General features: G+C 70.2%; 18 protein-coding genes and 1 pseudogene. 8 read left to right on the plus strand and 11 right to left on the minus strand.

Features of this window, described 5'->3' with window-relative positions; genetic code table 11:
• Nucleotides 1-45 precede the first annotated feature (45 nt).
• Nucleotides 46-1,086, minus strand: a complete 1,041-nt coding sequence (locus ACZ7OH_RS47825) for a LacI family DNA-binding transcriptional regulator (RefSeq protein WP_470287025.1) — start codon at nucleotides 1,084-1,086, stop codon at nucleotides 46-48.
• A 217-nt stretch (nucleotides 1,087-1,303) separates the two neighbouring features.
• On the opposite strand from ACZ7OH_RS47825, the gene ACZ7OH_RS47830 reads away from it, so the two are divergent.
• From ACZ7OH_RS47830 to ACZ7OH_RS47850, 5 genes and pseudogenes are all read left to right on the plus strand, one after another.
• The gene (locus tag ACZ7OH_RS47830; protein WP_470287026.1) at nucleotides 1,304-1,708 is read left to right on the plus strand and encodes a nitroreductase family deazaflavin-dependent oxidoreductase; all 405 of its coding nucleotides are present in this window, start codon (nucleotides 1,304-1,306) and stop codon (nucleotides 1,706-1,708) included.
• Nucleotides 1,709-1,771: 63 nt separating this feature from the next.
• The gene (locus ACZ7OH_RS47835; protein ID WP_470287027.1) at nucleotides 1,772-2,533 is read left to right on the plus strand and encodes a lysophospholipid acyltransferase family protein; all 762 of its coding nucleotides are present in this window, start codon (nucleotides 1,772-1,774) and stop codon (nucleotides 2,531-2,533) included.
• A gap of 48 nt (nucleotides 2,534-2,581) precedes the next feature.
• Nucleotides 2,582-3,973 (plus strand): dihydrolipoyl dehydrogenase, encoded by a 1,392-nt coding sequence (gene lpdA / locus ACZ7OH_RS47840; RefSeq protein WP_470287028.1) that lies wholly within the window; start codon nucleotides 2,582-2,584, stop codon nucleotides 3,971-3,973.
• A gap of 198 nt (nucleotides 3,974-4,171) precedes the next feature.
• Nucleotides 4,172-4,592, plus strand: a pseudogene (locus ACZ7OH_RS47845) (nucleotidyltransferase family protein).
• Nucleotides 4,593-4,754: 162 nt separating this feature from the next.
• Entirely contained in the window at nucleotides 4,755-6,647 is a 1,893-nt protein-coding gene (locus ACZ7OH_RS47850) for a S8 family serine peptidase (protein WP_470287029.1), read from the plus strand.
• Nucleotides 6,648-6,690: 43 nt separating this feature from the next.
• Here ACZ7OH_RS47850 and ACZ7OH_RS47855 read toward each other — a convergent pair whose 3' ends face one another.
• Nucleotides 6,691-7,323: a class I SAM-dependent methyltransferase gene (locus ACZ7OH_RS47855; RefSeq protein ID WP_470287030.1), complete on the minus strand. Its 633-nt coding sequence runs from the start codon at nucleotides 7,321-7,323 to the stop codon at nucleotides 6,691-6,693.
• Nucleotides 7,324-7,344: 21 nt separating this feature from the next.
• On the opposite strand from ACZ7OH_RS47855, the gene ACZ7OH_RS47860 reads away from it, so the two are divergent.
• Both ACZ7OH_RS47860 and ACZ7OH_RS47865 read left to right on the plus strand, forming a co-directional pair.
• Nucleotides 7,345-8,079, plus strand: coding sequence for an SDR family oxidoreductase (locus tag ACZ7OH_RS47860; RefSeq protein WP_470287031.1), 735 nt, complete (start codon nucleotides 7,345-7,347; stop codon nucleotides 8,077-8,079).
• A 222-nt stretch (nucleotides 8,080-8,301) separates the two neighbouring features.
• Nucleotides 8,302-11,505 carry an arabinosyltransferase domain-containing protein gene (locus tag ACZ7OH_RS47865; protein ID WP_470287032.1) on the plus strand — a complete coding sequence of 1,068 codons (3,204 nt, stop codon included), beginning with the start codon at nucleotides 8,302-8,304 and terminating at the stop codon, nucleotides 11,503-11,505.
• Here ACZ7OH_RS47865 and ACZ7OH_RS47870 read toward each other — a convergent pair.
• Together ACZ7OH_RS47870 and ACZ7OH_RS47875 are read right to left on the minus strand one after the other, a co-directional pair.
• Nucleotides 11,502-11,684 (minus strand): hypothetical protein, encoded by a 183-nt coding sequence (locus tag ACZ7OH_RS47870; protein WP_470287033.1) that lies wholly within the window; start codon nucleotides 11,682-11,684, stop codon nucleotides 11,502-11,504. The genes ACZ7OH_RS47865 and ACZ7OH_RS47870 overlap by 4 nt on opposite strands.
• Nucleotides 11,685-11,745: 61 nt before the next feature.
• Nucleotides 11,746-13,188 carry a peptide ABC transporter substrate-binding protein gene (locus ACZ7OH_RS47875; protein WP_470287034.1) on the minus strand — a complete coding sequence of 481 codons (1,443 nt, stop codon included), beginning with the start codon at nucleotides 13,186-13,188 and terminating at the stop codon, nucleotides 11,746-11,748.
• Between the two features lie 94 nt (nucleotides 13,189-13,282).
• Here ACZ7OH_RS47875 and ACZ7OH_RS47880 point away from each other — a divergent pair, with 94 nt between their 5' ends.
• On the plus strand, nucleotides 13,283-14,617 hold the full coding sequence (locus tag ACZ7OH_RS47880; protein WP_470287035.1) for an LVIVD repeat-containing protein: 1,335 nt from the start codon (nucleotides 13,283-13,285) through the stop codon (nucleotides 14,615-14,617).
• On the opposite strand, the gene ACZ7OH_RS47885 is transcribed toward ACZ7OH_RS47880, so the two are convergent.
• The 7 genes from ACZ7OH_RS47885 to ACZ7OH_RS47915 form a co-directional block, all read right to left on the minus strand.
• On the minus strand, nucleotides 14,607-15,092 hold the full coding sequence (locus ACZ7OH_RS47885; RefSeq protein ID WP_470287036.1) for a GNAT family N-acetyltransferase: 486 nt from the start codon (nucleotides 15,090-15,092) through the stop codon (nucleotides 14,607-14,609). The two genes, ACZ7OH_RS47880 and ACZ7OH_RS47885, sit on opposite strands and share 11 nt — an antisense overlap.
• Nucleotides 15,093-15,195: 103 nt before the next feature.
• Nucleotides 15,196-16,773 (minus strand): glycoside hydrolase family 13 protein, encoded by a 1,578-nt coding sequence (locus ACZ7OH_RS47890; protein WP_470287037.1) that lies wholly within the window; start codon nucleotides 16,771-16,773, stop codon nucleotides 15,196-15,198.
• A 31-nt stretch (nucleotides 16,774-16,804) separates the two neighbouring features.
• The gene (locus ACZ7OH_RS47895) at nucleotides 16,805-17,674 is read right to left on the minus strand and encodes a carbohydrate ABC transporter permease (protein WP_400907868.1); all 870 of its coding nucleotides are present in this window, start codon (nucleotides 17,672-17,674) and stop codon (nucleotides 16,805-16,807) included.
• Nucleotides 17,671-18,645 (minus strand): carbohydrate ABC transporter permease, encoded by a 975-nt coding sequence (locus ACZ7OH_RS47900; protein WP_470287038.1) that lies wholly within the window; start codon nucleotides 18,643-18,645, stop codon nucleotides 17,671-17,673. Before ACZ7OH_RS47900 ends, ACZ7OH_RS47895 begins: the two co-directional genes overlap by 4 nt.
• A complete protein-coding gene (locus ACZ7OH_RS47905) occupies nucleotides 18,623-19,999 on the minus strand; it encodes an ABC transporter substrate-binding protein (protein WP_470287039.1) in 1,377 nt (458 codons plus the stop codon). Before ACZ7OH_RS47905 ends, ACZ7OH_RS47900 begins: the two co-directional genes overlap by 23 nt.
• Before the next feature lie 238 nt (nucleotides 20,000-20,237).
• The gene (locus ACZ7OH_RS47910; RefSeq protein ID WP_086856081.1) at nucleotides 20,238-21,245 is read right to left on the minus strand and encodes a LacI family DNA-binding transcriptional regulator; all 1,008 of its coding nucleotides are present in this window, start codon (nucleotides 21,243-21,245) and stop codon (nucleotides 20,238-20,240) included.
• A gap of 86 nt (nucleotides 21,246-21,331) precedes the next feature.
• Complete coding sequence (locus ACZ7OH_RS47915) at nucleotides 21,332-23,512, minus strand: discoidin domain-containing protein (RefSeq protein WP_470287040.1); 2,181 nt, start codon at nucleotides 23,510-23,512, stop codon at nucleotides 21,332-21,334.

A 23,512-nucleotide genomic window follows, 5' to 3' on the forward strand; every position in this document is an offset into this window, starting at 1 on the left:
TTCCACGGTAGGGCCTGTGCCGGAGCACGACAAGGCCCGACCGGGTCAGCGTTTGGGGCGCGCGGTGCTGTCCCGCAGGACGACTTCGCCCGACAGCCGGACGGTCCGCGGCCGGGTGCCGCCGGCCCCGTTGATCGCCAGGTCCATCGCCCGTTCGCCGAGCTCTTCCAGCGGCAGCCGGACCGTGGTCAGCGCCGGGGCGAGGTCGCGGACGACCGGGATGTCGTCGAAGCCGGCGACCGAGATGTCCCCGGGAACGGACAGGCCTTCCTCGCGCAACGCCGTCATCGCGCCGATCGCCATCACGTCGGTGACGGCGAAGACGCAGGTCGGCAGCTTGCGCTTGCGGCCGGCGAGCAGCCGCTTGGTCGCCTCGTAGCCGCCGTCGCGGGTGAAGGCGGCTTCGACGACGTCGTCTTCGTGCAGCGTGATGCCGTGTTCGGCGAGCGCGTCGGTGAACCCGGCCAGCCGGTCGATGACGGTGCTCAGCTTCCGCGGTCCGGCCAGCACGGCGAACCGCTTGTGGCCGAGCCCGACCAGTGCCTTCGCCAGCGCCGCGGCGCCGCCCTTGTTGTCCGGCTGCACGGTGTCGATCTTGAGCCCGCGGTGGCGGCTGACCGCCGCGACCTGACCGCCGCCGCGGCGGTAGGGCTCGAGCTCGGCGGCCATCGCGCGTTCCCACGCGCGGTCCTCGAACGCCGAACCGATCAGCAGGATCGCCGCGGCCCGCTGCGCGCGCAGCGTCGAGACGTAGGCGACTTCGCGGTCCGGGTCGCGGAAGGTGCCGGCCAGCATCACGAGCAGCCCGTTGTCGGTGGCCACCCGCATCACCCCGCCGGCGATCGCGGCGAAGTACGGGTCGCTGACGTCGTGGCAGATCACGCCGACCGTGCGGTGGGTGCCCCCGGCGAGCGCCTGCGCGTGCGCGTTGGGGGCGTAGGCCAGCTCGGCCGCGGCGGCGGAAACGCGCTCCCTCAGGTCGGCGCGGACGGACGCGGTGCCGTTGAGCACCCGCGACGCCGTCGCGAGCGAGACGTTCGCGCTGCGTGCCACGTCTTCCAGTGTCACGTGCGGCCGGGCCTTCATGGCTGGCTCCTCCAAGATCGGTCTCGAGTGTCTCGGCGTGCTCGGTCGGTGCAATCTACTGGGAGGGGGGTGGGCCGGGAGAAGCCGCTGGCCGGGGGACCTGACCCGTTCGAGTGAAATGCGCGGGAAGATCGGGGGCCTCGGGTGTGTTGAAAACAAGGAGAACCTTCAAGTGGTTTGTATGCCACTGCACTGATGACCGCGAAAGGAACCACGCATGCTGTTCGGTGACGAGCACGTCCGCCGCTACGAGGAGACCGATGGCGAGGTCGGCCACGACTGGAGGGACGGCGTCCCGGCGCTCGTGCTGACCACCAAGGGCCGCAAGACCGGGCAGGAGCGCAAGTTCGCCCTGATCTACCAGGAAGTCGACGGCAACCCGGTGATCGTGGCGTCCAAGGGCGGCGCGCCGAACCACCCCGGCTGGTACTACAACCTCCTCGAGACCCCCGAGGTCGGCGTGCAGGTCAAGGCCGACAAGTTCAAGGCCCGTGCCCGCACGGCCGAGGGCGAAGAGCGCGCGAAGCTGTGGGAAAAGCTCGCCGCCGTCTGGCCGGACTACAACGAGTACGCCAAGAAGACCGACCGCGAGATCCCGGTCGTGGTGCTCGAGCGACTGTGATCTGCGCCGCGTTCCGCGGGCGCGGGGGCCGATCCGGCCGTCCGTCGGCTACGAATGACAGCCATGGACCGCTGGACCGCCCTGGACACCGAAGGTGAGCTGCTCACCCGACGCCAGATGATCGCCTACGGCCGGCGCTTCGCCCGCGCCGGCCGGGGCGCCTGGTACAGCTTCGCGATCGAGGTCGTCTGGCAGTTCCTCGTCCAGACGACCCGCTTCCGGGTGCGGGGCTCGCACCACATCCCGAAGACCGGCGGCGTGCTGGTGGCGTCGAACCACCTGTCGTTCGCCGACCCGACGACGCTCACGGCGTTCTGCCTCGCCGCCGGCCGCGTGCCGCGGTACCTGGCGAAGGCGTCCTTGTGGAACCTGCCGGTGGTCGGGCGCGTGATGCGCTCGGGTCGGCACATCCCGGTGTACCGCGGCGCGGCGACGGCCGCCGAGGCCTACCGCGACCTGGTGTCGTCCGTGCGGGCCGGTGAATGCGTCGCCGTCTTCCCGGAGGGCACGTTCTCGACGGACCCGGACGGCTGGCCGATGCGCGGCAAGACGGGCATCGTGCGCGCCGCGCTCGAAACCGGCGCGCCGGTGATCCCGGTGGCCAACTGGGGCACCCACCGCCTGCTGCCGTCGACGGCGTGGTTCCCGCGCGGCTTCCCGCGCAAGACCGTCGAGCTCGTGGCCGGGCCGCCGGTCGACCTGTCGGACCTGCGCGACCGCCCGCTCACCCGCGAGGTGCTGGAGGAGGCGACGGCCCGGATCATGGGTGCGGTGACGTCGCTGCTGGAGACGATCCGCGGCGAGGAGCGGCCCGTCGCCGCGTGAGGTCCGCGTCACCCCGCCCGGGCGTCTCGATGGGGGTAGTTTCGGCTCATGAGTGCACAACACTTTGATGTCGTCGTGCTGGGGGCCGGGGTGGGCGGCTACGTCGCGGCGATCCGCGCGTCCCAGCTGGGGCTGAGCGCCGCCGTGGTCGAGGAGAAGTACTGGGGTGGGGTGTGCCTGAACGTCGGGTGCATCCCGTCCAAGGCGCTGCTGCGCAACGCCGAGCTCGCGCACATCGTGACCCAGGAGGCGTCGGCGTTCGGGATCTCTTCCGACAGTCCGATCCGGGTGGACTACACGGCCGCCTACGAGCGGAGCCGGAAGGTCGCCGACGGGCGCGTCAAGGGCGTGCACTTCTTGATGAAGAAGAACAAGATCACCGAGTTCGACGGGCACGGGACGTTCGTCGACGACCACACCCTCGAGGTCAACGGCTCGCAGATCACCTTCGACCACTGCATCATCGCCACCGGGGCTACCACCCGGTTGCTTCCGGGGACTTCGCTCAGTTCGCGCGTGGTTACTTACGAAGAGCAGATCCTGTCCAGTGAGCTGCCTTCGAGCATCGTGATCGCCGGTGCCGGCGCCATCGGGGTCGAGTTCGCTTACGTACTGCGCAACTACGGTGTCGACGTCACCATCGTCGAGTTTCTCGATCGGATGGTGCCGCTGGAGGATGCCGAGGTTTCGGCTGAGCTTGCTCGGCGGTATCGGAAGCTCGGGATCAAGGTGCTCACCTCGACTCGGGTCGAGTCGATCGATGACTCCGGTTCTTCGGTGCAGGTGACTGTGTCGTCGGAGAAGGAGGGGCAGCAGGTTCTCTCCGCCGACAAGGTTCTTCAGGCCATCGGGTTCCAGCCCCGGGTCGAGGGGTATGGGCTCGACAAGACCGGGGTTGCTCTTACCGATCGTGGTGCCATCGCCATCGATGGGCGGGGGCGCACCAACGTTCCGCACATCTTCGCCATCGGTGATGTGACCGCGAAGCTGATGCTGGCGCACGCTTCCGAGTCGATGGGTGTTGTCGCCGCGGAGACCATCGCCGGTGTCGAGACGATGGAGCTCGACTTTCCGATGATTCCGCGGGCTACTTACTGTCAGCCGCAGATCGCCAGTTTCGGGTGGACTGAGGAGCAGGCTCGGGAGAAGGGGTTTGACGTTCGCGTCGCCAAGTTCCCCTTCACCGCCAATGGGAAGGCTCAGGGGCTGGGGGATGCTGGTGGGTTCGTCAAGCTGATCAGTGACGCCAAGTATGGGGAACTGATCGGTGGGCATCTCATCGGGCCTGATGTCACCGAGCTGCTGCCGGAGCTGACTTTGGCTCAGCAGTGGGATTTGACCGTTCACGAGGTTTCTCGGAACGTTCATGCTCATCCGACTTTGGGTGAGGCTGTCAAGGAAGCTGTTCATGGGCTTGCCGGGCACATGATCAATATGTGACTTCCGTGCTTCGCCCCGATGCCTGATTGTCACTACGGCCGGCGAGTTGGGTCAAGGCGGGAAAGCGTGCCTTGACCCGGCTCGCCGGCCGTGTACTGCGGCTTCGTATCGGGGCCGGGGAGGTGTGGGCTTGTGGTTGCCCTGGCAGACCTCGATCGGCTTCGGGGTCTTCTCCTGCGCAACGATCTGCTTGTCGATGTGCTCTCTGTTGCTCGTGATCTCGCTCTTCCTTGCTGGTATCTGACCGCCGGCTGTGTTGTTCAGACCGTCTGGAATGTTCTTACCGGGCGGGGTGCCGCTGATGGCATCGACGACTCAGGTGCGCAACGAGGCTCGCGTGCATCTCTGGTATCCAGCCAAGTTCGGTGTTCCCTGGCCGCCCTTTGCCAGCTGCGAGGCGGCGATCGACTCCTTCCCGGCCGTCTGCTCGTGCGTGGGTGTTCGGGTTGAGCTCGACGGCTCGTGGCACTTCTACGCTCCGCACGGCCTTGACGATCTCTTCGGCCTGGTCGTCCGGCCCAATCCCGTGCTCGCGCCTCGGGAAGTCTTCGAACGCAAAGCCGCCCGGTGGAAGGAACGCTGGCCCGAGCTCACCGTCCTGGCTTCGCCCAGCTGGTGACCGGCGAGTGGAATCGTTCTCATGTTTGCCTGATCGTTCCAGCATGTGGGCGCCGGTACGTTCCCGACTTTGGTCGGTGGACCACCGGGCGGTCACTCCTTAGATTCTCCCCATTACACCCGGTTGGGTGTCATACGGCCGAGTGCCTTCAGGGAGAAATCGATGGTGAGATTCAGCCGGGTCGCCGCGCACGCGGTTCCGCTGACGGTTGGCGCCTTGCTGCTGACCACGGGGGTTTCCGCGGCTCAGCCGTCCACCGTGGACGCCGCCGCCGCGCGGACCGAGGCGGGCATCAACGCTCTGCAAAGCATCAAGAAGAGCTTGACCCCTGCCGAGCGCAAGCAATCGAGCCAGCTCGTCGTCGAGAAGCGGTTGCGGGCCGACCGGTCCCTCGCCGCGAAGCTGCCCGACTACCGCTCCGGCGTCGGGGTCAGCACCGCCGGCACAATCTCGGTCGACATCGCCGCCAGCCGTGACCAGGCCGTCGCGGACGCCGTCAAGGCCGCCGGTGGCTCTGTCCGCTATGCCGCGGGTGGCGCCGTCCGCGCCGACCTGCCGCTGGCCGCCGTCGATGCCATTGCCGGGCGCGCCGATGTCGCCGAGGTCCGGCCCGCTTCGCAGGCGACCACCTGGAGGGAGCCGGGCAACCGGGATGCCGCCGTGCAGGCCGCTGCCGCGACCCAGGTGTCCGAAGGCGACAAGGCCCACGGTGCCGACACCGCCCGCGCCACCTACGGCGTCAGTGGATCCGGCGTGAAGGTCTGCGTCCTCTCCGACGGCGTCGACTCGCTCGCGAAGTCGCAGAGCGCCGGCGAACTGCCCACTGTGGACGTCCTGTCCGGCCAGAAGGGCAGCGGCGACGAGGGCACCGCGATGCTGGAGATCATCCACGACCTCGCGCCGAACGCCGCCCTCGGCTTTGCCACCGCTTTCACCAGCGAGGCCAGCTTCGCCGCGAACATCCGCGCGCTGCGGACCACCGGGCACTGCACGATCATCGTCGACGACGTCGCCTACTTCGACGAGTCGCCGTTCCAGGACACGCAGGTCGCGCAGGCGGTCAACGACGTCACCGCGGCCGGCGTCCTGTACTTCTCCTCGGCCGGCAACTCGGGCAACGCGACCGACGGCACCAGCGGCTACTACGAGGGCGACTTCCGCGCGTCCTCGTCGAAGATCAGCGGCGTCACCGGCACCCCGCACGACTTCGACCCCAGCAGCACGACGCAGAACTTCGACGCGCTGTCGGCGGGCTCGCTCGGCAAGCCCGTGACGCTGTTCTGGTCCGACCCGTGGGGCAAGTCCGCCAACGACTACGACCTGTTCATCCTGAACTCCTCGGGCAGCGTCGTGGCGTCGAGCGAGAACAGCCAGACCGGCACGCAGAACCCGTACGAGATCGCGAACGTGCCCAGCACCGGCTCCGGCTACAAGGTCGCGGTGGTCAAGTACAGCGGCGCCGACCGGTTCATCGCGCTGAACGTCATCCGCGGCCGGTTCGTGGCATCGGGCTCGCTCAAGGCGTTCAGCACCAACGGTGTCACGAACGGGCACTCGGCGGCGGCGAACGCGTTCAGCGTGGCGGCGGCCCCGGCGGCGGGCGCGTTCTCCCGCCCGCTGGAGACCGGTGACCCGGCCAACCCGGCCGGCCCGTACCCCGGCCTGTTCAGCGCGTCGAGCAAGTGGGAGCGCTTCTCCTCCGACGGCAAGCGTCACCTGTTCTACAACGCGGACGGCACGGCGATCACGCCGGGCAACGTGTCCTCGACGGGCGGCACGACCCGCAGCAAGCCGGATATCACCGCGGCGGACGGCGTGTCGACGTCGGTGACGGGCTTCCAGCCGTTCTTCGGCACGTCGGCGGCGGCCCCCCACGCGGCGGCGATCGCGGCCCTGCTGCTGTCGGGCAAGCCGACGGCGACGCCGGCCGAGATCCGGTCGGCGCTGGTGTCCTCGGCGATCGACCTGGGCACGCCCGGGTTCGACACGGTGACCGGCAACGGCGTGATCATGGCCGGCCCGGCCCTGGCCGCGCTGGGTGTCCAGCCGAAGTAGCGTTTTACGCGGAAGAGGGCCCGGCGTTTTCGCCGGGCCCTCTTTATTTCTGCGTGCTGACCAGCAGGTGGAAGCCGAGCCCGCTGTGCGCGAACCGCTCGTGGCCGCGTACGGCCAGTCCGGCCGCGTCCAGGGCGGATTCGATCTCGGCCACCGGTCTGATGCGGAAGCCGTTGTCCGTGAGCATCCGGGACCGGCTCATCAGCTCCGGGTCGCCGATGCCCAGGACGAACCGGCCACCTGGCTTGAGCACCCGGGCGACTTCGGCGAACGCGAGCCCGATGTCGTCGACGAAGTAGATCGTGTTCGTCGAGACGATCGCGTCGGCCGAACCGGCGTCCAGCGGCAGCGCCGTCATCGACCCCTCGCTGAGCACCAGCCGCCCGGCCGCGATCTCCTCGCGGAACGCCGTCCGCGCCCGGTCGAGCATCGTCGCCGAGACGTCCACGCCATGCACGGCCCGGGCTTCGCCGAGCAGGAGGGTGAGGCCGAGCCCGCCGCCGAATCCGATGTCGACCGCCGTTTCGCCGCCGGTCAGCTCGAGCGCCGCGACCGCCTTCACCACCGCCGCCCGGTTCCGGCGGTTGAGCATCGCGCCGACGATCCGGCCCCGCAGGCCACTAGGGTGGCCGAGTTGCCGGGCGAGCCCGGCTCGGAAACTCTCGCGAAGTCCCATGGACGCAGTCTAGGAGGCGAAGTGGCGAAGACAGCGGTGGTCACCGGAGCCGGGTCGGGGATCGGGCGGGCGGTGGCCCGCGCCCTGCTGACCGACGGCTGGTCCGTCGCCCTGGCCGGGCGGCGCGCTTCCGCTCTCGAGGAAACCGCGGCCGGCTTCGACGGCGCTCTCGTCGTGCCCACCGACGTTGCCGACGAGGACTCGGTTGTCGCCTTGTTCGCCGCGGTGCGCAAGCAGTGGGGGCGGCTCGACCTGCTCTTCAACAACGCCGGCATCGGGGCCGCCGGGACCGTCGCGGATCTGTCCGTCGGGGACTGGAAGCGGACCGTCGACGTCAACCTCACCGGGATGTTCCTCTGCGCGCGGCAGGCGGTCCGGCTCATGCGCGACCAGGACCCGCGCGGCGGGCGGATCGTCAACAACGGATCCATCTCCGCGCACGTCCCGCGCCCCGCGAGCGTCGCCTACACGGCGACGAAGCACGCTGTGACCGGCCTCACCCGCTCGATTTCCCTGGACGGCCGCGCGTGGAACGTCGCGTGCGGCCAGATCGACATCGGCAACGCCGCCACGGAGATGACCGAGCGGATGGCGGCGGGCATCCCCCAGGCGGACGGCCGGGTCGTGGCGGAGCCGACGTTCGACGTCGAGCACGTCGCGGATGCCGTGCGGTATATGGCGGGGTTACCGCTGGACGCCAATGTGCAGTTCCTCACCATCACCGCGACCACGATGCCGTTCATCGGACGCGGTTAGCGCGCCCGAATTCCCGCTTGTACGGATATTCCGAAACGCGCCGTTCACAATCCTCCGGCACGGTCGCCGGATGTTCGCACCGAATTCACCGGCGAGCGGTGCGGCCCGCAATTGTAAGGCGCAGCAAGGGAAACCGCAGTGCCGCTCGCGCGGCGCCAGTCGATCGGGATCGGTTCGGAGGGGTTCCGATCCACCCTCGAACAGCGTGATACCGTCCGCCCGATGCAGACGGTCGGCGGAATATCCACGTTCATCTCCGCCGAGGTGCCCCATTCAGGGCGACCCGGCACCGGCGCCGCGAACCGGACGAATACCCGGTGGTGGCGCCGGCTGGTGATCGTGCTGGGAATTCTCGCCGCGGGCTGCGCGCTCGCCTCCCCCTTGCTCCCGGTGGTGCAGGACACCGCCGAGATCACCTGGCCCACCGGCACCGACACCCGCTCGGTGAACGCCCCGCTCACGGCCTACTGGGCGCAGGACATGCGCGCCGACCTGCCGTGCCCGACGATCCGGGCGGTCGACGCGCGCAAGCCGGGCGGCGCCACCCTGTTCTCCACCGTTCCGGGCGCGCGCACCGGGAACGGTGCCGGGATGTTCCTGCGGGTCGAGCACGGGGTGCTGACCGCGTTCGGCCGCGGCCAGCAGGTCGCCAGCCAGCCGCTGCCCGCGACCGGGTGCGACGTCCGGTTCTCCTCGTCGGCGACGCACACCACGCTGACCGTCGGCGGCACGCCCGTGTACGACGCGGGCGGCGACGTGCGCCCGCGGGTCGTCGGGATCTACACCGACATCACGGCGGCGAGCGATCCGATCGCCGGGCTGCGCGTGTCGATCACCCCGGACACCCGCTACCAGTCCGCGCCTACCGCGTTGAAGAGCGGGGTCGGCATCGTCAGCGTGCTCGCGCTGATCGGCTGCCTGATCGCGGTGAACCGGCTCGACCGCGGCGGCGCGCGGCGGGCGCCCCGCTGGGCGCCGGTCGGCTGGTGGAAGCTCACCAAACGGGACTTCACGGTCGTCGGAGTGCTCGGCGCCTGGGTCTTCATCGGGCCGGGGACCTCCGACGACGGCTACATCCTGACCATGGCCAGAGTGGCGTCGCAGGTCGGCTACCTGACCAACTACCACCGGTGGTTCGGGGTCGCCGAGGCGCCGTTCGGCTGGAACGACCACATCTACGAGCTGATGGCGACGGTCTCCACGGTGCCGCCGTGGATCCGGCTGCCGTCGTTCCTCATCGGCGTGATCTGCTGGCTGCTGATCAGCCGCGAGGTCATCCCGCGGCTGGGCAACCAGGTCCGCCAGAGCCCGGCGGCGAGCTGGGCCGCGGCGATGGTGTTCCTCGTCTGGTGGCTGCCGTTCAACAACGGGGTGCGCCCCGAGCCGTGGGCCGCGCTGGGCTCGCTGCTCGCGCTGTGCGCGGTCGAACGGGCGCTCGTCACGCGGCGCTTGCTGCCGCTGTGCCTCGGCCTGGTGGCCGCCGCGTTCGCCCTCGCCGCGACCCCGACCGCCCTGATCGCCGTGGCGCCCTTCCTGGTGGCCGCGCGCCCGCTGGTCCACCTGCTGCGCGCCCGGGTGCGGGAAGCGGGCTGGACGGCGGTCCTCGCGCCGATCGCGGCGGCCGGGCTCATCGTGCTCGTCGTCGTGTTCGTCGACCAGACGTTCGCCACCGTGGCGGAGGCGACCCGGTTGCGCGGCACGGTCGGCCCGAGCGAACCCTGGTACAACGAGCTTTCGCGGTACCAGCTGCTGTTCTCCGACAACGCCGACGGCTCGCTGACGCGGCGGTTCCCGGTGCTGCTGCTCATCCTGTGCACCGGCACCTGCCTGGTCGTGCTGCTGCGGCGCGGCCGGATCCAGGGCGCCGCGCTCGGCCCGGCCCGGCGGTTGATCGGTACCACCGCGTTGTTCTTCCTCCTGCTGGCGCTGACCCCGACCAAGTGGACGCACCACTTCGGCGCGTTCGCGGCGGTCGGTTCGGCGATGGCCGCGCTCACCGCGCTCGCCACGAGCTCGGCGGTGCTGCGGTCGAAGCGCAACCGGGCCGCGTTCACGGCCGGGCTGCTGGTGGTGGCCGCGCTCGCGGTGACCGGGCCGAACGCGTACTGGTTCGTCTCGAGCATCGGTGTGCCGTGGTTCGACAAGGCGCCGTCGCTGCACGGCTACCACCTGTCGACCCTGCTGCTGCTCGCGGCGGCGGTCGCCGCGGTGATCGCGTTCGTGGAGAACGTGCGGGCGCAGCGGCCGGGGCCGCTGCCACCGCCGACGCGGGAACGACGGCTGCGCGCGCTGAAGCTCGGTTCGCTCTCGCTCGTCGTGGTGTGCGGCGTGGTCGTGGCGTTCGAATTCGCCGGCATGGGCAAGGCGATCCAGAAGCAGTGGCACAGCTACAGCCTCGGCGCCGCGAACGTGGCGCACCTGTTCACCAGCAGCGGCAACCTTTCCGACCACGTCATGGTCGAGAAGGACCCGGCCTCGAGCGTGCTCAAGCCGGTTTCGGCGCGGACCGCGCCGGCCGGGCAGCGGCCGGCCAAGCCGGGGCTGCCGCCGGCCGACCAGGACAACGACACGACTTCCGCCGGGTTCCACACGGGGGCGAAGTCCGGCGACGACCCGCTGGACAACCCGCCGAACGGGCTGAGCACGAGCACCCTGCCGATGTGGAGCAGCTACGGCGCCGAGGAGCGGACCGGCCGCCTGCGCACGTCCTGGTACCAGCTGCCGGGCAACCGGGCGGACGCGCAGCTCGCGGTCGCGGTGGCGGCCAAGGCCGGCAAGGCGGAGAGCGTCTGGTTCGAGTTCGGCACGCGGACCTCGGCGGGGGTCGAGGTCGTCAAGTCGGACCAGGTGCACGCCCCGGGGTCGGACACCGAATCGAGCGGTGACCCGTCGAGCACCGGCAAGTGGGCCGACGAGCGGATCGGGATCGGTGACCTGCCGAAGGACGTCACGCTGGTCCGCGTGGTCGCGAAGGACGACGACGTCACCCCGGACGGCTGGGTCGCCGTGACGGCGCCGCGCATTCCGACGTTCACGACGCTGACCCAGCGGGTCGGAGCCGCACCGGTTTACCTCGACTGGCCGGCGGCCTTCGTGTACCCGCGCATGAACCCCGTGGCGTCGCACGACGGGATCTCCGAGGTACCTGTGTACCGGATCACCGCCGGCACCCTCCAGTCGGAGGCGAACTGGGCGAGCAGCGCCCACGGCGGCCCGCTCGGCTGGCTCGAAGAGGTGGCCGACCAGCCCGAAGTGCCGAGTTACCTGGAGGGGGCGCCGGGGCAGCCGTGGGGCCAGCTGATGCGCGTCCAGCCGTACGCCACCGGGCAGCCACCCCACGTCGTGCACGGCGAGGAGACCGTCTGGGGCTGGTGGTCACCAGGGCCGGGACCCATGCAGCCGAACGGGACCACGGCCACGCGCTAGCGACCTCCGAGCCCGGCGGCGAAGTCCTGTTCGTCCTTGGGGCCGGTGCCGGCGGCCTTGCGACGGGAAACCCACTCGTTCCCTTCGGACTCGTCGAGCGTCACCTGGATCCGCCACGGCGCCGACGGGCGGCACCACACGTCGTCGATGTCGGCGTGCGGCCGGAACGCGTGTCCCACCGCCGGCTCGATCGCGTGGCCGCCGCGCGATCCACCTCCGGCAGCGGCGCGGGGTCCCAGGTCACGAGACCCCGATCCCCACGAGCACCGGGCCGGTGAACGGCGTCGTCGTGACGTCGTGGGCCCGCGACGACCACACCGCGTGGCCGTGGCCCGACCACAGCGGGGCCACCGGGAGGTCGCGCAGCAGCTGGTTCTCCGCCAGCCGGTACAGCTCGCCCGCCTCCTCCGGCGTGGCCGCCGCGTCGGCCAGCGAAAGGTTCTGGCGGAACACCTCGTCGGTGTAGTCGGACGTCGAAGCCAGCAGGGACAGCAGCTCGTACGGGCTCGCCGTGGCCAGGGATACGTCCAGTGTGGACGGTCCGTCCGCCGCGCCGGGGGCGGGCTGGGCCGTCACCGATACGTCCAGGGACTTGTGCAGCCCGACCACGAGTGCGCGGGTCCACTCCTCGGTGTCGGGTCTGAAGTAGACAGTCGCGCCGCCCGGGAAGGAAGCTTGCTTCAGCAACGCCTTCCCGGCCGCCGCGTCGAAGCTGCACGGGCGGCACGTGCCCGATCGCTCGCCGGGCGCGTCCGCCGGGGGCAGCAGTGCCTTGGCCGGGTCGGCCTGGTGCGCGAGCGGACCCGCTTCGAGGGCCGCGCGGTCGATGCCGAACGCGAAGCCGTGACGGACCGTTGCGTCGGCGAAACGGGGGTTCGCCACCGGGAACGCCAGGTAGCCGGCTCGCGGCAGTGCCCAGGTCGCGTGGTGGTCGTCGCCGAAGTCGGCGTGCATCGCGTCGTGCTTCTGGCCCGGGACCTCGGTCGCGAGGTCGAGCGTGCCCGCCTTGACCGCGTCGTACTGGGCCGCCGGATCGCCGACGAGCAGGTCGATCTCCTCGGCCTTCCCGGAACCGACGCGCTTCAGCGTGCCGCCCGAGCCGGGGCGCCACGGGCCGTCGAGCCGGTACGGGCCGTTGCCGATCGGCGCTTTCGCGAAGCCGGCCCAGTCGCGGGACGCGAGCACCGACGCGGGCAGTGGTACCAGGCCCGGCGCCGACAGCAGTGCGGGCACCTGGCCCGACGGCCGGTCCAGGACGAGCGTGATCGTGTCCGAAGTGGACGCCGTGATCTCCCGTGCGCGCAACAACTTCGTGAACACCGATGCCGACGCCCACTGCGAAGCGGCGACCGCTCGCCAAGTGTCTACATAGGACTGCGCGGTGACCGGGGTGCCGTCGTGGAACTTCGCCGGCCGCAGCTTGACCGTCCAGTGCACCCGGTCGGTGCTCTCGACCGACTCGGCCGCGCGCGGTGTGACCTTCCCGGTCGCCGCGTCGTAGTCGGCCAGCGGCGTCCACAGCGCGCCGGTCACCAGCCGGCCCGCCTGGTCGGTGACGTCGGCGGGCAGGAGCGTCGCGGGCTCCCGGAGGCCGACGGACAGGACACCGGGCCGGGCCGGATCGGAGCCGGAACAGCCCGTGACGGCGAGGGCCACGACGGCGAGCAGGGCGAACAGGCGCATGGGCCAGTCCTACCAGTCAGGAGGCAACCAAAGGTGGTTGTGTCCGGTTGATCTCCGTCGTACCGTTCGCTGGACACGCGTTCTGGGAGGTTTCGTGCGCACCTGGCTCCGGTCGTGCTTCGCCGCCGTCACCGTCAGCGCCACGCTGGTCGCGACCGGGCTGCCGGCCGCCGCCTGCGGCGAGGACGACAAACCCGCGGTCCCGGCCGCGCGCACCCTGGGCGACCCGGGGGCGATCAAGAACGTCAAGGCCGTCGGCAGCGTGCCGGACGCCGTCGGCGCCATCTCGGTCAACTTCCTCGACTACGGCCGCCGCGACGTCATGGTCGTGTCCGGCGAGTTCGGGCTCAAGGTCTACGACCTGACGAAGAACCCGGCCGCGCCGAGGCTGGTCGGGCAGGTCAGCCTGCCGGGGCTGTGGGAGACCGAGGACACCGAGGTCGACCAGAACCGCAAGCTGGTGTTCCTCTCCCGCGACCCGCGCGCGTTCGGCGGCACGACGCACACCGGCGAGTCCGGCATCTACGTCGTCGACGTCTCGAAGCCCGAGGCCCCGGCGATCCTCAGCTACACGAAGGTCCCGGCCGGCCACACGACCAGCTGCGTCGACGGCTGCCGCTACCTGTGGACGGGTGGCCCGGCGAAGGCCGACGACCAGCCCGCCGACTGGGGCGGGCGCCCGATCTGGGTCACCGACGTGCGCGACCCGCGGCACCCGAAGGTGAACCCGCAGCCCATCGAGCTGGCCCGCAACGACGGCAAGACCGACTACGTCCACGACGTCCAGGTGGACGACGACGGCGTGGCCTGGGTGTCCGGCCGCGGCGGCGTGCGCGGCTACTGGACGTCCGGCGTCCACCGCGATCCGGTCGCGGGGAAGATCCGCCGCGCGACGGCGCACGAGCCGATCCCGTACGCCGGTGGCGGCATCGCCGAGACGGCGGCGCCCTCGCGCTTCATGCACAACAGCTTCCACCCGGCGGGCCACCGCATCGGCGACGGCGCGTGGCGCGGCCAGGACCTGATCTACGCGACGGAGGAGAACTTCGTCGACGGCTGCGCGGGCGACGGCGTCCTGACGATCTCGTCGCTGGCGGGTTCGTACGACGGCGAGGGGTGGCGTTCGACGCCTTCGCAGCCGTTCCGGTTGCAGAGCGTGGGCACGTGGAGCGTCAACGGCCAGGCGGGCAGCGACCCGGCCTCGGACGACTGTTCGGCGCACTACTTCGACGTCCGGGGCAAGATCCTGGTGCAGTCGTTCTACTCGCAGGGCACGCGGTTCCTGGACGTGAGCGACCCGACGAACCCGCGTCAGATCGCGTACTACCGCCCGGGTGACGCGAGCGCGTGGGCGGCTTACTGGCACGGGAAGTACGTCTACGTGGCCGACAACGCGCGGGGCATCGACATCCTGCAGCTCACGAAGTAGGAGTCGGGCACCAGAAGCGCAGGCGCCCGGCCGAGCTGACGTCGGCGAAGGCACCGCCGTTGCGCTCGATCACGCGGCGGGAGGCGTGGTTGTCCGGGGCACAGGTCAGCAGGGCGCGCTCGATGCCCGCGCCGCGCGCTGCGCCCAGGACGGCCCGCAACAGCGCGGTGGCGTGCCCGCGGCCGCGGGCCGTGGGGCGGATGTCGTAGCCGATGTGGCCGCCGAACTCGGTCAGCTCTTCGGTGAGCCGCAGGTTGAGCCGGGCGCGGCCGAGGAAGTGCGCGCCGGCGACCCACCAGTACTCGCGTCGCGCCGGCGCGACGACTTCCGTTGCCCAGCGCCGGAACTCCGCCGGGTCGGCCAGGACCTCCGGCCTTAGGTCGGTGTGCAGACCCTCGTCGTGGTACTCGCGCAGGGCGTCGAGGAACGACGCGTGACAGCGCGCACCGGGGACGGCCAAGCGGGGTTCGGGCACCACCCGACCATCGCGAATCGCGGCGGGAGGCGCAAAGCGATTTCCGGCTGATCCACCGGAGGCCGCCGCCGGGTTGACCCGGCGACGGCCTCCGGTGCGTCTTTCAGCCGCGCAGCCAGACCGCCGTGTCGGTCGGCAGGGACTCCGTCACCGGGCCGCTGGCCAGGACGACCTCACCCGCGGGGAGGGGCACCGGCGCGGCCGAGAAGTTCAGCGCGAACGTGAACTCCGTCCCGATCCGGAACGCCAGCACGCCCTCGCCGAGCGACAGCCACTCCAGCGCGCCCGCCGGGAGGTCGCGCCGGAGCCGCAGGCCCGCTCGATACAGGGACAGCATCGAGTCCGGATCCGCCGCTTCGGCCGCGGCCGTGTACGCCTTCCACTCCGCCGGCTGCGGCAGCCACGCGCCGCCGGAGCCGAAGCCGAACGGGGGCTCGTCGCCCGACCAGGGGATCGGGACGCGGCAGCCGTCGCGGCCCGGGTCGGCGCCGTTCGTGCGGGACCACACCGGGTCCTGCCTCAGCTCGTCGGCGATGTCCAGGATCTCCCACAGCCCCAGCTCTTCGCCCTGGTAGACGTACAGGCCGCCGGGCAGCGCCAGCGTCAGCAGCGCCGCCGCCCGCGCCCGCTGGGTACCGAGCGAGAGGTCCACCGGCAGCTCGTGCAGCCGGTTCGCGAACGAGAACCCCGTGTCGCCTTGCCGGCCGTACCGCGTCACGTGCCTCGTGACGTCGTGGTTCGACAGCACCCACGCCGCCGGCGCGCCGACCTCGTCGTGCGCCCGCAGTGTCCGGTCGATGACGTCGCGGAAGCGCGCCGCGTCCCACGGGCAGACCAGGAAGTCGAAGTTGAACGCCGAGTGCAGCTCGTCGCGGCGCAGGTAGCGCGCCGCCCGGGACATGTCCGCCAGCCACATCTCGCCGACCAGCACGCGCTCGCCCGGGTAGCTGTCGACGATCTTGCGCCACGAGCGGTAGATCTCGTGCAGGCCCTCCTGGTCGGAGAACGGCGTCTCGTCGCCCTCCTCGACGTCCGGCAGGGCCGGGTCCTTGACCAGGCCGTCGGCGACGTCGATGCGGAAGCCGTCGACCCCGCGGTCGAACCAGAACCGCAGCACGTCCTCGAACTCCGTGCGGATTTCGGGGTTGTCCCAGTTGAAGTCGGGCTGGCGAGAACTGTAGAGGTGCAGGTACCACTCGCCGTCCGGTACGCGCGTCCACGCGGACCCGCCGAAGCGCGACTTCCAGTTGTTCGGCGGCTCGCTGCCGTCCGGGCCGCGGCCGGGCCGGAACCAGAACCGTTGCCGCTCGGGCGATCCCGGGCCCGCGGCCAGCGCGGCCTGGAACCAGCGGTGCTCGTCGGAGCAGTGGTTGGGCACGATGTCGATGATCACCCGGATGTTCCGGGCGTGGGCCTCGGCGATCAGCTCCTCGGCTTCGGCGAGCGTGCCGAAGAGCGGTTCGATGTCGCGGAAGTCGGCGACGTCGTAGCCGCCGTCGTCCATCGGGGACGGGTACCACGGGGTGAACCAGATCGCGTCGATCCCCAGGTCGGCCAGGTGGTCCAGCCGGGCGCGGACGCCGGCGAGGTCGCCGACGCCGTCGCCGTTGCCGTCCGCGAAGCTGCGGATGTAGACCTGGTAGATCGCCGCGCTCCGCCACCAGCCGGTCTTGTCGGTCACGAAAGTGCCCCTCCTGTTTGTTGGGAAGGCCTCAGCCCTTGATGCTGCCGGCGGTCAGCCCGGCGAGGATCTGCCGCTGGAACGCCAGGAACAGCGCCACCATCGGCAGGCTGGCCAGCACCATGCCGGCGACGAGCACGTTGAGCGGCATGTCGATCGCCACCCGCTGCAGCATCACCGAGAGCGTCTGCTTTTCGGTGTCCGGGAACACCAGCAGCGGCCAGATGAAGTCCTTCCACGCGGTGACCACCGCGAGGATCGACACCACGGCCAGGATCGGCCGCGAGATCGGCAGGATGATCCGCCAGAGCGTGCGCACCGGCCCGGCGCCGTCGATGCGCGCCGCTTCGATGAGCTCGTCCGGGATCTGGTCGAAGAACCGCTTCAGCAGGTAGATGTTGAACGCGTTCGCCGCCGCCGGCAGCCAGACGGCGGTCGGCGAGTTGATCAGGTTGAGGTGCACCAGCGGCAGGTCCGTCACCGTCACGTACGTCGGCACCAGCAGGGCCGTGGCCGGCAGCATGAGCGTGGCCAGCATCAGCCCGAGCACGACGTTGCCGAACTTGGGCCGCAGCTTCGACAGCGCGAACGCGGCCGGGACGTCGATGGCCAGCTGCGCCAGCCACGCGCCGCCCGCGACGACGAGCGTGTTGAGGAAGTACTTGCCGAGGTTCAGCTGGCTCCACGCGTCGCCGAAGGTTTCCGGGTGCCACTCGTGCGGGACGAGCGTCGCCGGCGTCGCGGCCAGTTCCTGCGGTGACTTCAGCGCGCCGGTGACCGCCCAGTAGAGCGGGAACATGAAGGCCAGGATGAAGATCGCGAGCGTGCACGCGAAGACGACGCCGTAGACGACCTTGCCGCGCGGGCTGCGCAACGCGCTGGGCGAAACGAGGGTCCTCATGACTGGTCCGCCTTCCGCGTCAGCCGGACGTACCACGCCGAGAACACGCCGAGCGCCACGAACAGCAGCAGGCTCATCGCGCTCGCCGACCCGAAGTCGTTGTAGACGAAGGCGTAGCGGTAGAGCAGCAGGAGCACGGTGACCGTCGAGTCGTCCGGGCCGCCGCCGGTCATCACGTACGGCTCGGTGAACACCTGCATGGTCGCGACGATCTGCAGCAGGAGCAGCACCAGCAGGACGAACCGCGTCTGCGGGAACGTGACGTGCCGCAGGCGCTTCCACAGCCCGGCGCCGTCCAGCTCCGCGGCTTCGTAGAGCTCGCCGGGGATCGTGCCGAGCGCGGCCAGGTAGATCAGCGTGGTGCTGCCCATGTTGGCCCACGTCGAGACGAAGACCAGCGACAGCATCGCGGTGCTGCTCGAGTCCAGCCACTGGCCGCCGGGCAGGCCGACCGCGCCGAGCGCGGAGTTGAACAGGCCGGGACCCGGGTCGTAGAACCACTTCCACATCAGCGCCGTCACGACCGGCGGCAGCATCACCGGCAGGTAGACGGCCAGCCGGAAGAACGCCTTCGCGTGCCGGATCTCGTTGAGCAGCACCGCGGTGAGGAACGGGACGGCGAACCCGAAGACCAGCGCGAGCCCGGTGAACAGCAGCGTGTTGCGCCAGGCGACGCCGAACAGCGGGTCCGCGAAGAGCCGCTTGAAGTTGTCGAAGCCGACCCACGTCGGCGCGTTGACGAAGTCGACCTGCTGGAAGCTCAGCAGCACGCCGCGGATGATCGGGTACCACGAGAACAGGGCGAACACCACGAGCGCGGCGCAGAGCAGGCCGTACGCGGTGAGGTTCTCCTTGACCTTGCGCTTGAGCCGGGTCCGGCGGCGTTCTTCCGGGGAGGCGACCGGCCGCCTGGCCCGCGACGAAGACGTCGCGGGCCAGGCGAGCAGGCTACTTGACCTGGGCGAGGACACTGTTGACCTTCGACGACGCGGACGACAGCTGCTGGTCGAGGTTCGCGTTCTGGTCGGTCAGCACGGCCTGCATCACGCTGTCGAGCGCGGCGTAGATCTGCTGCGCGTTGGGCGGTTCGATGCTGCCCTTGATCTTGCTGGTCGTGTCCACGTAGGACTGGTAGTTCTTCGCGGGAACGTTGGCGTACTTGGCCTTCAGGGCCAGCTGCTGCTCGCGGACCGAGCCCGTCCAGACGTCCGGGGTCGGCTCGGCGGGCAGGCCGACCGGCTGCTTGCCGTCCACGTACTGCTGGATGTGCTTCTCGAAGCGGTCCGGGTTGAGGTACTTCCACTGGATCCACTCGAGGCCGGCCTTGACCTTCTCCGGCGAGGCCTTCGGGTTGATCATGTAGCCCTCGCCGCCGAGCAGCGTGCCCTGGCCGCCGGGCATGCCGGCGACGCCGTAGTCCTCGTACTTGCCGTTGAACTGCTTGACCAGCACGGGAACGTTGTCCGGGGCGGCCATGTACATGCCGAGCTGGCCGGCGCCCATCATGCGCTGCACGTCGGTGGCTTCGAGAAGCTGCTTGGCGCCCATCGAGTTGTCGGTCCAGCGCATGTCGTGCAGGTACTGCAGGGCTTGCTTGCCCTTCTCGTTGTCGAAGTCGGCGACCCACTTGTCGCCGTCTTTGCGGGCGATGTCGCCGCCCATCGAGTACATCCAGCCGGTCATGTGCCAGCCGCCCTGGTTGTTCTTGCTGTAGTCGGCGTACCCGACGACGCCGTTGCCGAGCGCGGCGATCTTCTGCGCGTCGGCGCGGACCTCGTCCCAGGTCGCCGGCGGCTTGTCGGGGTCGAGCCCGGCCTTCTGGAACAGCGGGCGGCTGTAGAGCAGGCCCATCGTGTAGTTCATCGTCGGCAGGCCGTAGAGCTTGCCGTTCGCGTCGCGGAAGTTGTCCAGCAGTTCCGGCTTGATGTCGTTGACGTGCGGAACGCTCTTCGCGGCTTCCGTGATGTCGGCGGCTTGGTGCCGCGCGATGATCTGCGCCGGGTCGGTGAAGTAGACGTAGTAGACGTCCTCGAGCTGCCCGCCCGCGAGCTTCGCGGAGAACGTCTTCGGGTCCATGAACCCCTCGTGGGGCTCGATCTGGATGTTCGGGTGGGAAGCCTCGAACTCCTTGACGTCGGCGTCGAACACGCCGCGCTCGAACGGCTGGCTGGTCGGCGGCTGGCCGGTGACCGTGATCTTCACCTTGCCGCCGGTCTGGGCGGCGGTGTCACCGTCACCGCAGGCGGCCAGGCCCAGGGCCAGGCCACCGGCGGCGAGCAGGCACAACGTGCGGCGGGACACGGATCGGGACCAGGGACTGCTCATCTCAAGCCTCTTTTCGGGGTCGCGACGGCTGTCACGTGATTGCGGTCACTCTAAAGTGTGAGAGCAGATCGACGCAATAAGACGACGAGAAGTTGCAAGTTACGAACAGGCTGCGGACGGCTGGCGAGCGCCAGTGCAAGATGAGCGACGGGTTTCGAACCCGTCGCTCACCCCGGGCGTCCCGCGGGCACGAAAAAGGGCGCGCCGACCGGAGTCGTCGCGCCCTCGGGGCCTGCGGTCAGGCGGTGCGGCGGGCGGTGGACCCCCGAACCACCAGCTCCGGCGCGAACAGCAGCTCCTCCGCCGCCACTTCACCGCCGTTGATCCGCTTCACCAGCAGCTCCACCACGGCCCGCCCCATGGCCTCGATCGGCTGCCGGGTTGTCGTCAGGGGCGGGTCCGTGCAGTTCATCAGCGCCGAGTCGTCGTAGCCGACCACCGAGATGTCCTCCGGCACCGACAGCCCCTGCCGCCGCGCCGCGCGGACCGCTCCCAGCGCCAGCAGGTCGCTCGCGCAGAGCACCGCCGTCGCGCCGCGGGGGTACAGCCGGGCCGCCGCCGCGTGGCCGCCCTCGATCGAGAACATCCCGTGCTCGACCAGCTCGTCCAGGACCGGCAACCCCAGCTTCGCCGCGTACGCCTGGAACGCCGCCAGCTTGCGCTGCGACGGCACGTGGTCCGACGGCCCGAGCACCAGCCCGATCTTCTCGTGCCCCAAGGAGCTCAAGTGCCCGACGACCTGCTCGACGGCCACCGCGTCGTCGCACGACACCTGCGGCAGGCCCAGGTGCTCGACCGCCGCGTTGATCAGGACCGTCGGCAGCCGCCGCTCTACGAGGTGGTGGTAGTGCGAGTGGACCGCGTCCGCCTGCGCGTACAGCCCGCCGGCGAAGACCACGCCCGACACCTGCTGCTGCAGGAGCAGCTCGACGTACTCCGCCTCGGACACCCCGCCCGCCGTCCGCGTGCACAGCACGGGCGTGAACCCCTGCTGCGCGAGCGCGTTGCCCATGATCTCGGCCAGCGCGGGGAAGATGGGGTTCTGCAGCTCCGGCAGCACCAGCCCGACCAGCCGGGCCCGCTCGCCGCGCAGCTGGGTGGGGCGCTCGTAGCCCATCACGTCCAGCGCGGTGAGCACGGCGGCCCGGGTGCTGGCCGACACCCCGGACCGGCCGTTGAGCACCCGGCTGACCGTGGCTTCACTGACCCCGACCTGGCGGGCGACTTCGGCAAGACGACGCGTCATGAGTGAAACTTTACAGCAACCGGGCGCAAAAGTATGACAAGCCCGTACCGGTCCAGTAGACCGGTACGGGCTTGGCGAAAGCCGAGCTACGAAGCCGCCACTTCGAACTCGGACACCTGACCCGCGGGCCAGCCGGTGTTGCCGGTGAACGTCAGCCGGACGAAACGCTGCGACGTCGCCGTGAAAGACGCCGACGCCGTGTTGCCGGAAGCCGGGTCGAACGCGTAGCCGCGCGAACCCACCAGCGTCGTGTACGTCCCGCCGTCCGTGCTGCCGGAGATCGTCACCGTCTGCGTCCGCGCGCCCCACGCCGAGGACGGCGGCAGGCGCAGCGTCACCTTGTTGATCGACGCCGGCGCGCCCAGGTCCACCGTCAGCGTCTGCGGGAACGCGTTGTTCGCGCTCTCCCAGTACGTGTCGGCGTTGCCGTCGTTCGCGTTCGACGGCGGGAAGCCGCCCTGCGACGCCGACGCGCTGATCGCCTTGCCGCGCGCGAGGTTGCTGCCGGACGTCGGCGGCTGCGGCGGGCCCGAGTTCGGCGCCGGCCACGTCGAGCAGTCGCTCCAGGTCCCGGTCCAGCCGCTGTTGCCGGACCCGCTGAACGTCATCTTCGGGATCGACGTCGGGTACGGGCAGTTGTACGTCCCGGTCACGCCGACGCCGGACGCCGTCAGGTTGCTGATCGACACCGACCCCTGCGTCTGCGACTGCGCCACGAACGTCCCGACGCCCTGCACCGAGACGCCGTCGAGGGTGATGCCCTGGATCTGCTTGCCCGCGCCGTTGCCGTCGATGAACTGGATCGCCTCGTACGGGCTCTGGATCGCGGTGAACCCGGTGACGCGGATCGTGACGCCGGTGATCGCCTGGTCCCGCGCGTCGAACCACAGCGCGCCGACGCCGAACTGCCAGTTCGGGTCGAGCGCGCCGGCCCGCAGCGCCGTGTTGTTCGACAGTGTGACCGTGCCCGACAACGGCACCGAGTTGAACCGGTTCGCGACGAGGTAGCCGCCGCCGAGGGCGTTGGTGTCCTGGACGAGGTTGCCGCTCACGGTGTTGTTCGACCCGCCGTACAGCGCGATGCCGTTGGCCAGGTTCGGCTGCACGACGGTGTTGTCGACGAGCGAGTTGCCCGAGTCGGCCTGGCCGTTGGACCACAGCGCGAGCCCGTCGTCACCGTTGTTGCGCAGGTAGTTGTTGCGCAACGTCGAGTTCGTGACGGCGCCGTCGAAGTTCACGCCGTCGGCCTGGGTGTCGAGGATGCGGTTGTTCTCGATGGTGAGGTTCGACGACGCGCCGTTCATCAGCCACAGGCCGCACTTCGTGTCCTGGATCCAGAGACCCGACACGACCGAGCCGCTGCCCAGCACGCCGTGGAACGCGTTGTCCGGGCTGCCGTCGTTCCGCTCGGTGACGTCGCCGAACACCGCGAAGTCGTACAGCTTGATGTTCCCGGACGCGCTGCCGTTGTTGAAGATGTTGTTGCCGTGCAGCACGGTGTACCACTGACCCGCGCCGCGGATCGTCGTCTGGTCGATCTGCAGTGCCGACCCGATTTCGAACCGCCCGGACGGCACCCAGACCTCGCGACCCTGCGAGCGCGCCGCCGACAGCGCGTTCCGGAACGCCTGCGAGTCGTCCGAAGAGTCGTTCGGGGTGGCGCCGTAGTCGGTCACCGACAGGGAGTTGGCCGGTTGCGCACCCGCGCCGCCGACCTGCTCGAAGTCGGCGAGGTCGATGGTCGCCTGGCCGACGTCACCGGAGTTCGCCTGCACCCGGACCTTCGCGCCCGCCGCCAGGTTCTGCCCGAGCAGCAGGCGCGCGTCGTCGAAGAAGTGGTGCGTCTTCGAGCCCGTGATGAAGCCGGTGTCCACATAGGTGTAGCGCGAGGTCACGGGCAGGGCGAGCGTGGACCCGTTGACGGACACCGAAAGCCGCCCGGAGGAGCCGTCGGGCAGGTTGTAGTGGACGTTGATCGAGTTCGCCGCGGCGGGCAGCGTGAACTCGACGTACTGGCCGGTGGTGATCTTCACGGCCTGCCGCCCGGACGCTTCCGAGGCGATGCTGCCTTGCGTGTAGTCCGGGCCGACCGGCGAGCCGTTCGTGGCGGAACACTCGGCTTCGACGGTCCGGAACGGCACGCTCGCGCCGCCGGAGGCCGTGGTCGGGCAGGTCGCGGCTGCGGCCGGAGTGCCGCAGGCCAGCACCGTCAGGCCGGACGCGGCGAGCGCGACGGCGAGCAAGGCGGGAATGCGGGACATCGTCAT

Source organism: Amycolatopsis sp. NPDC114478 (assembly GCF_055633805.1).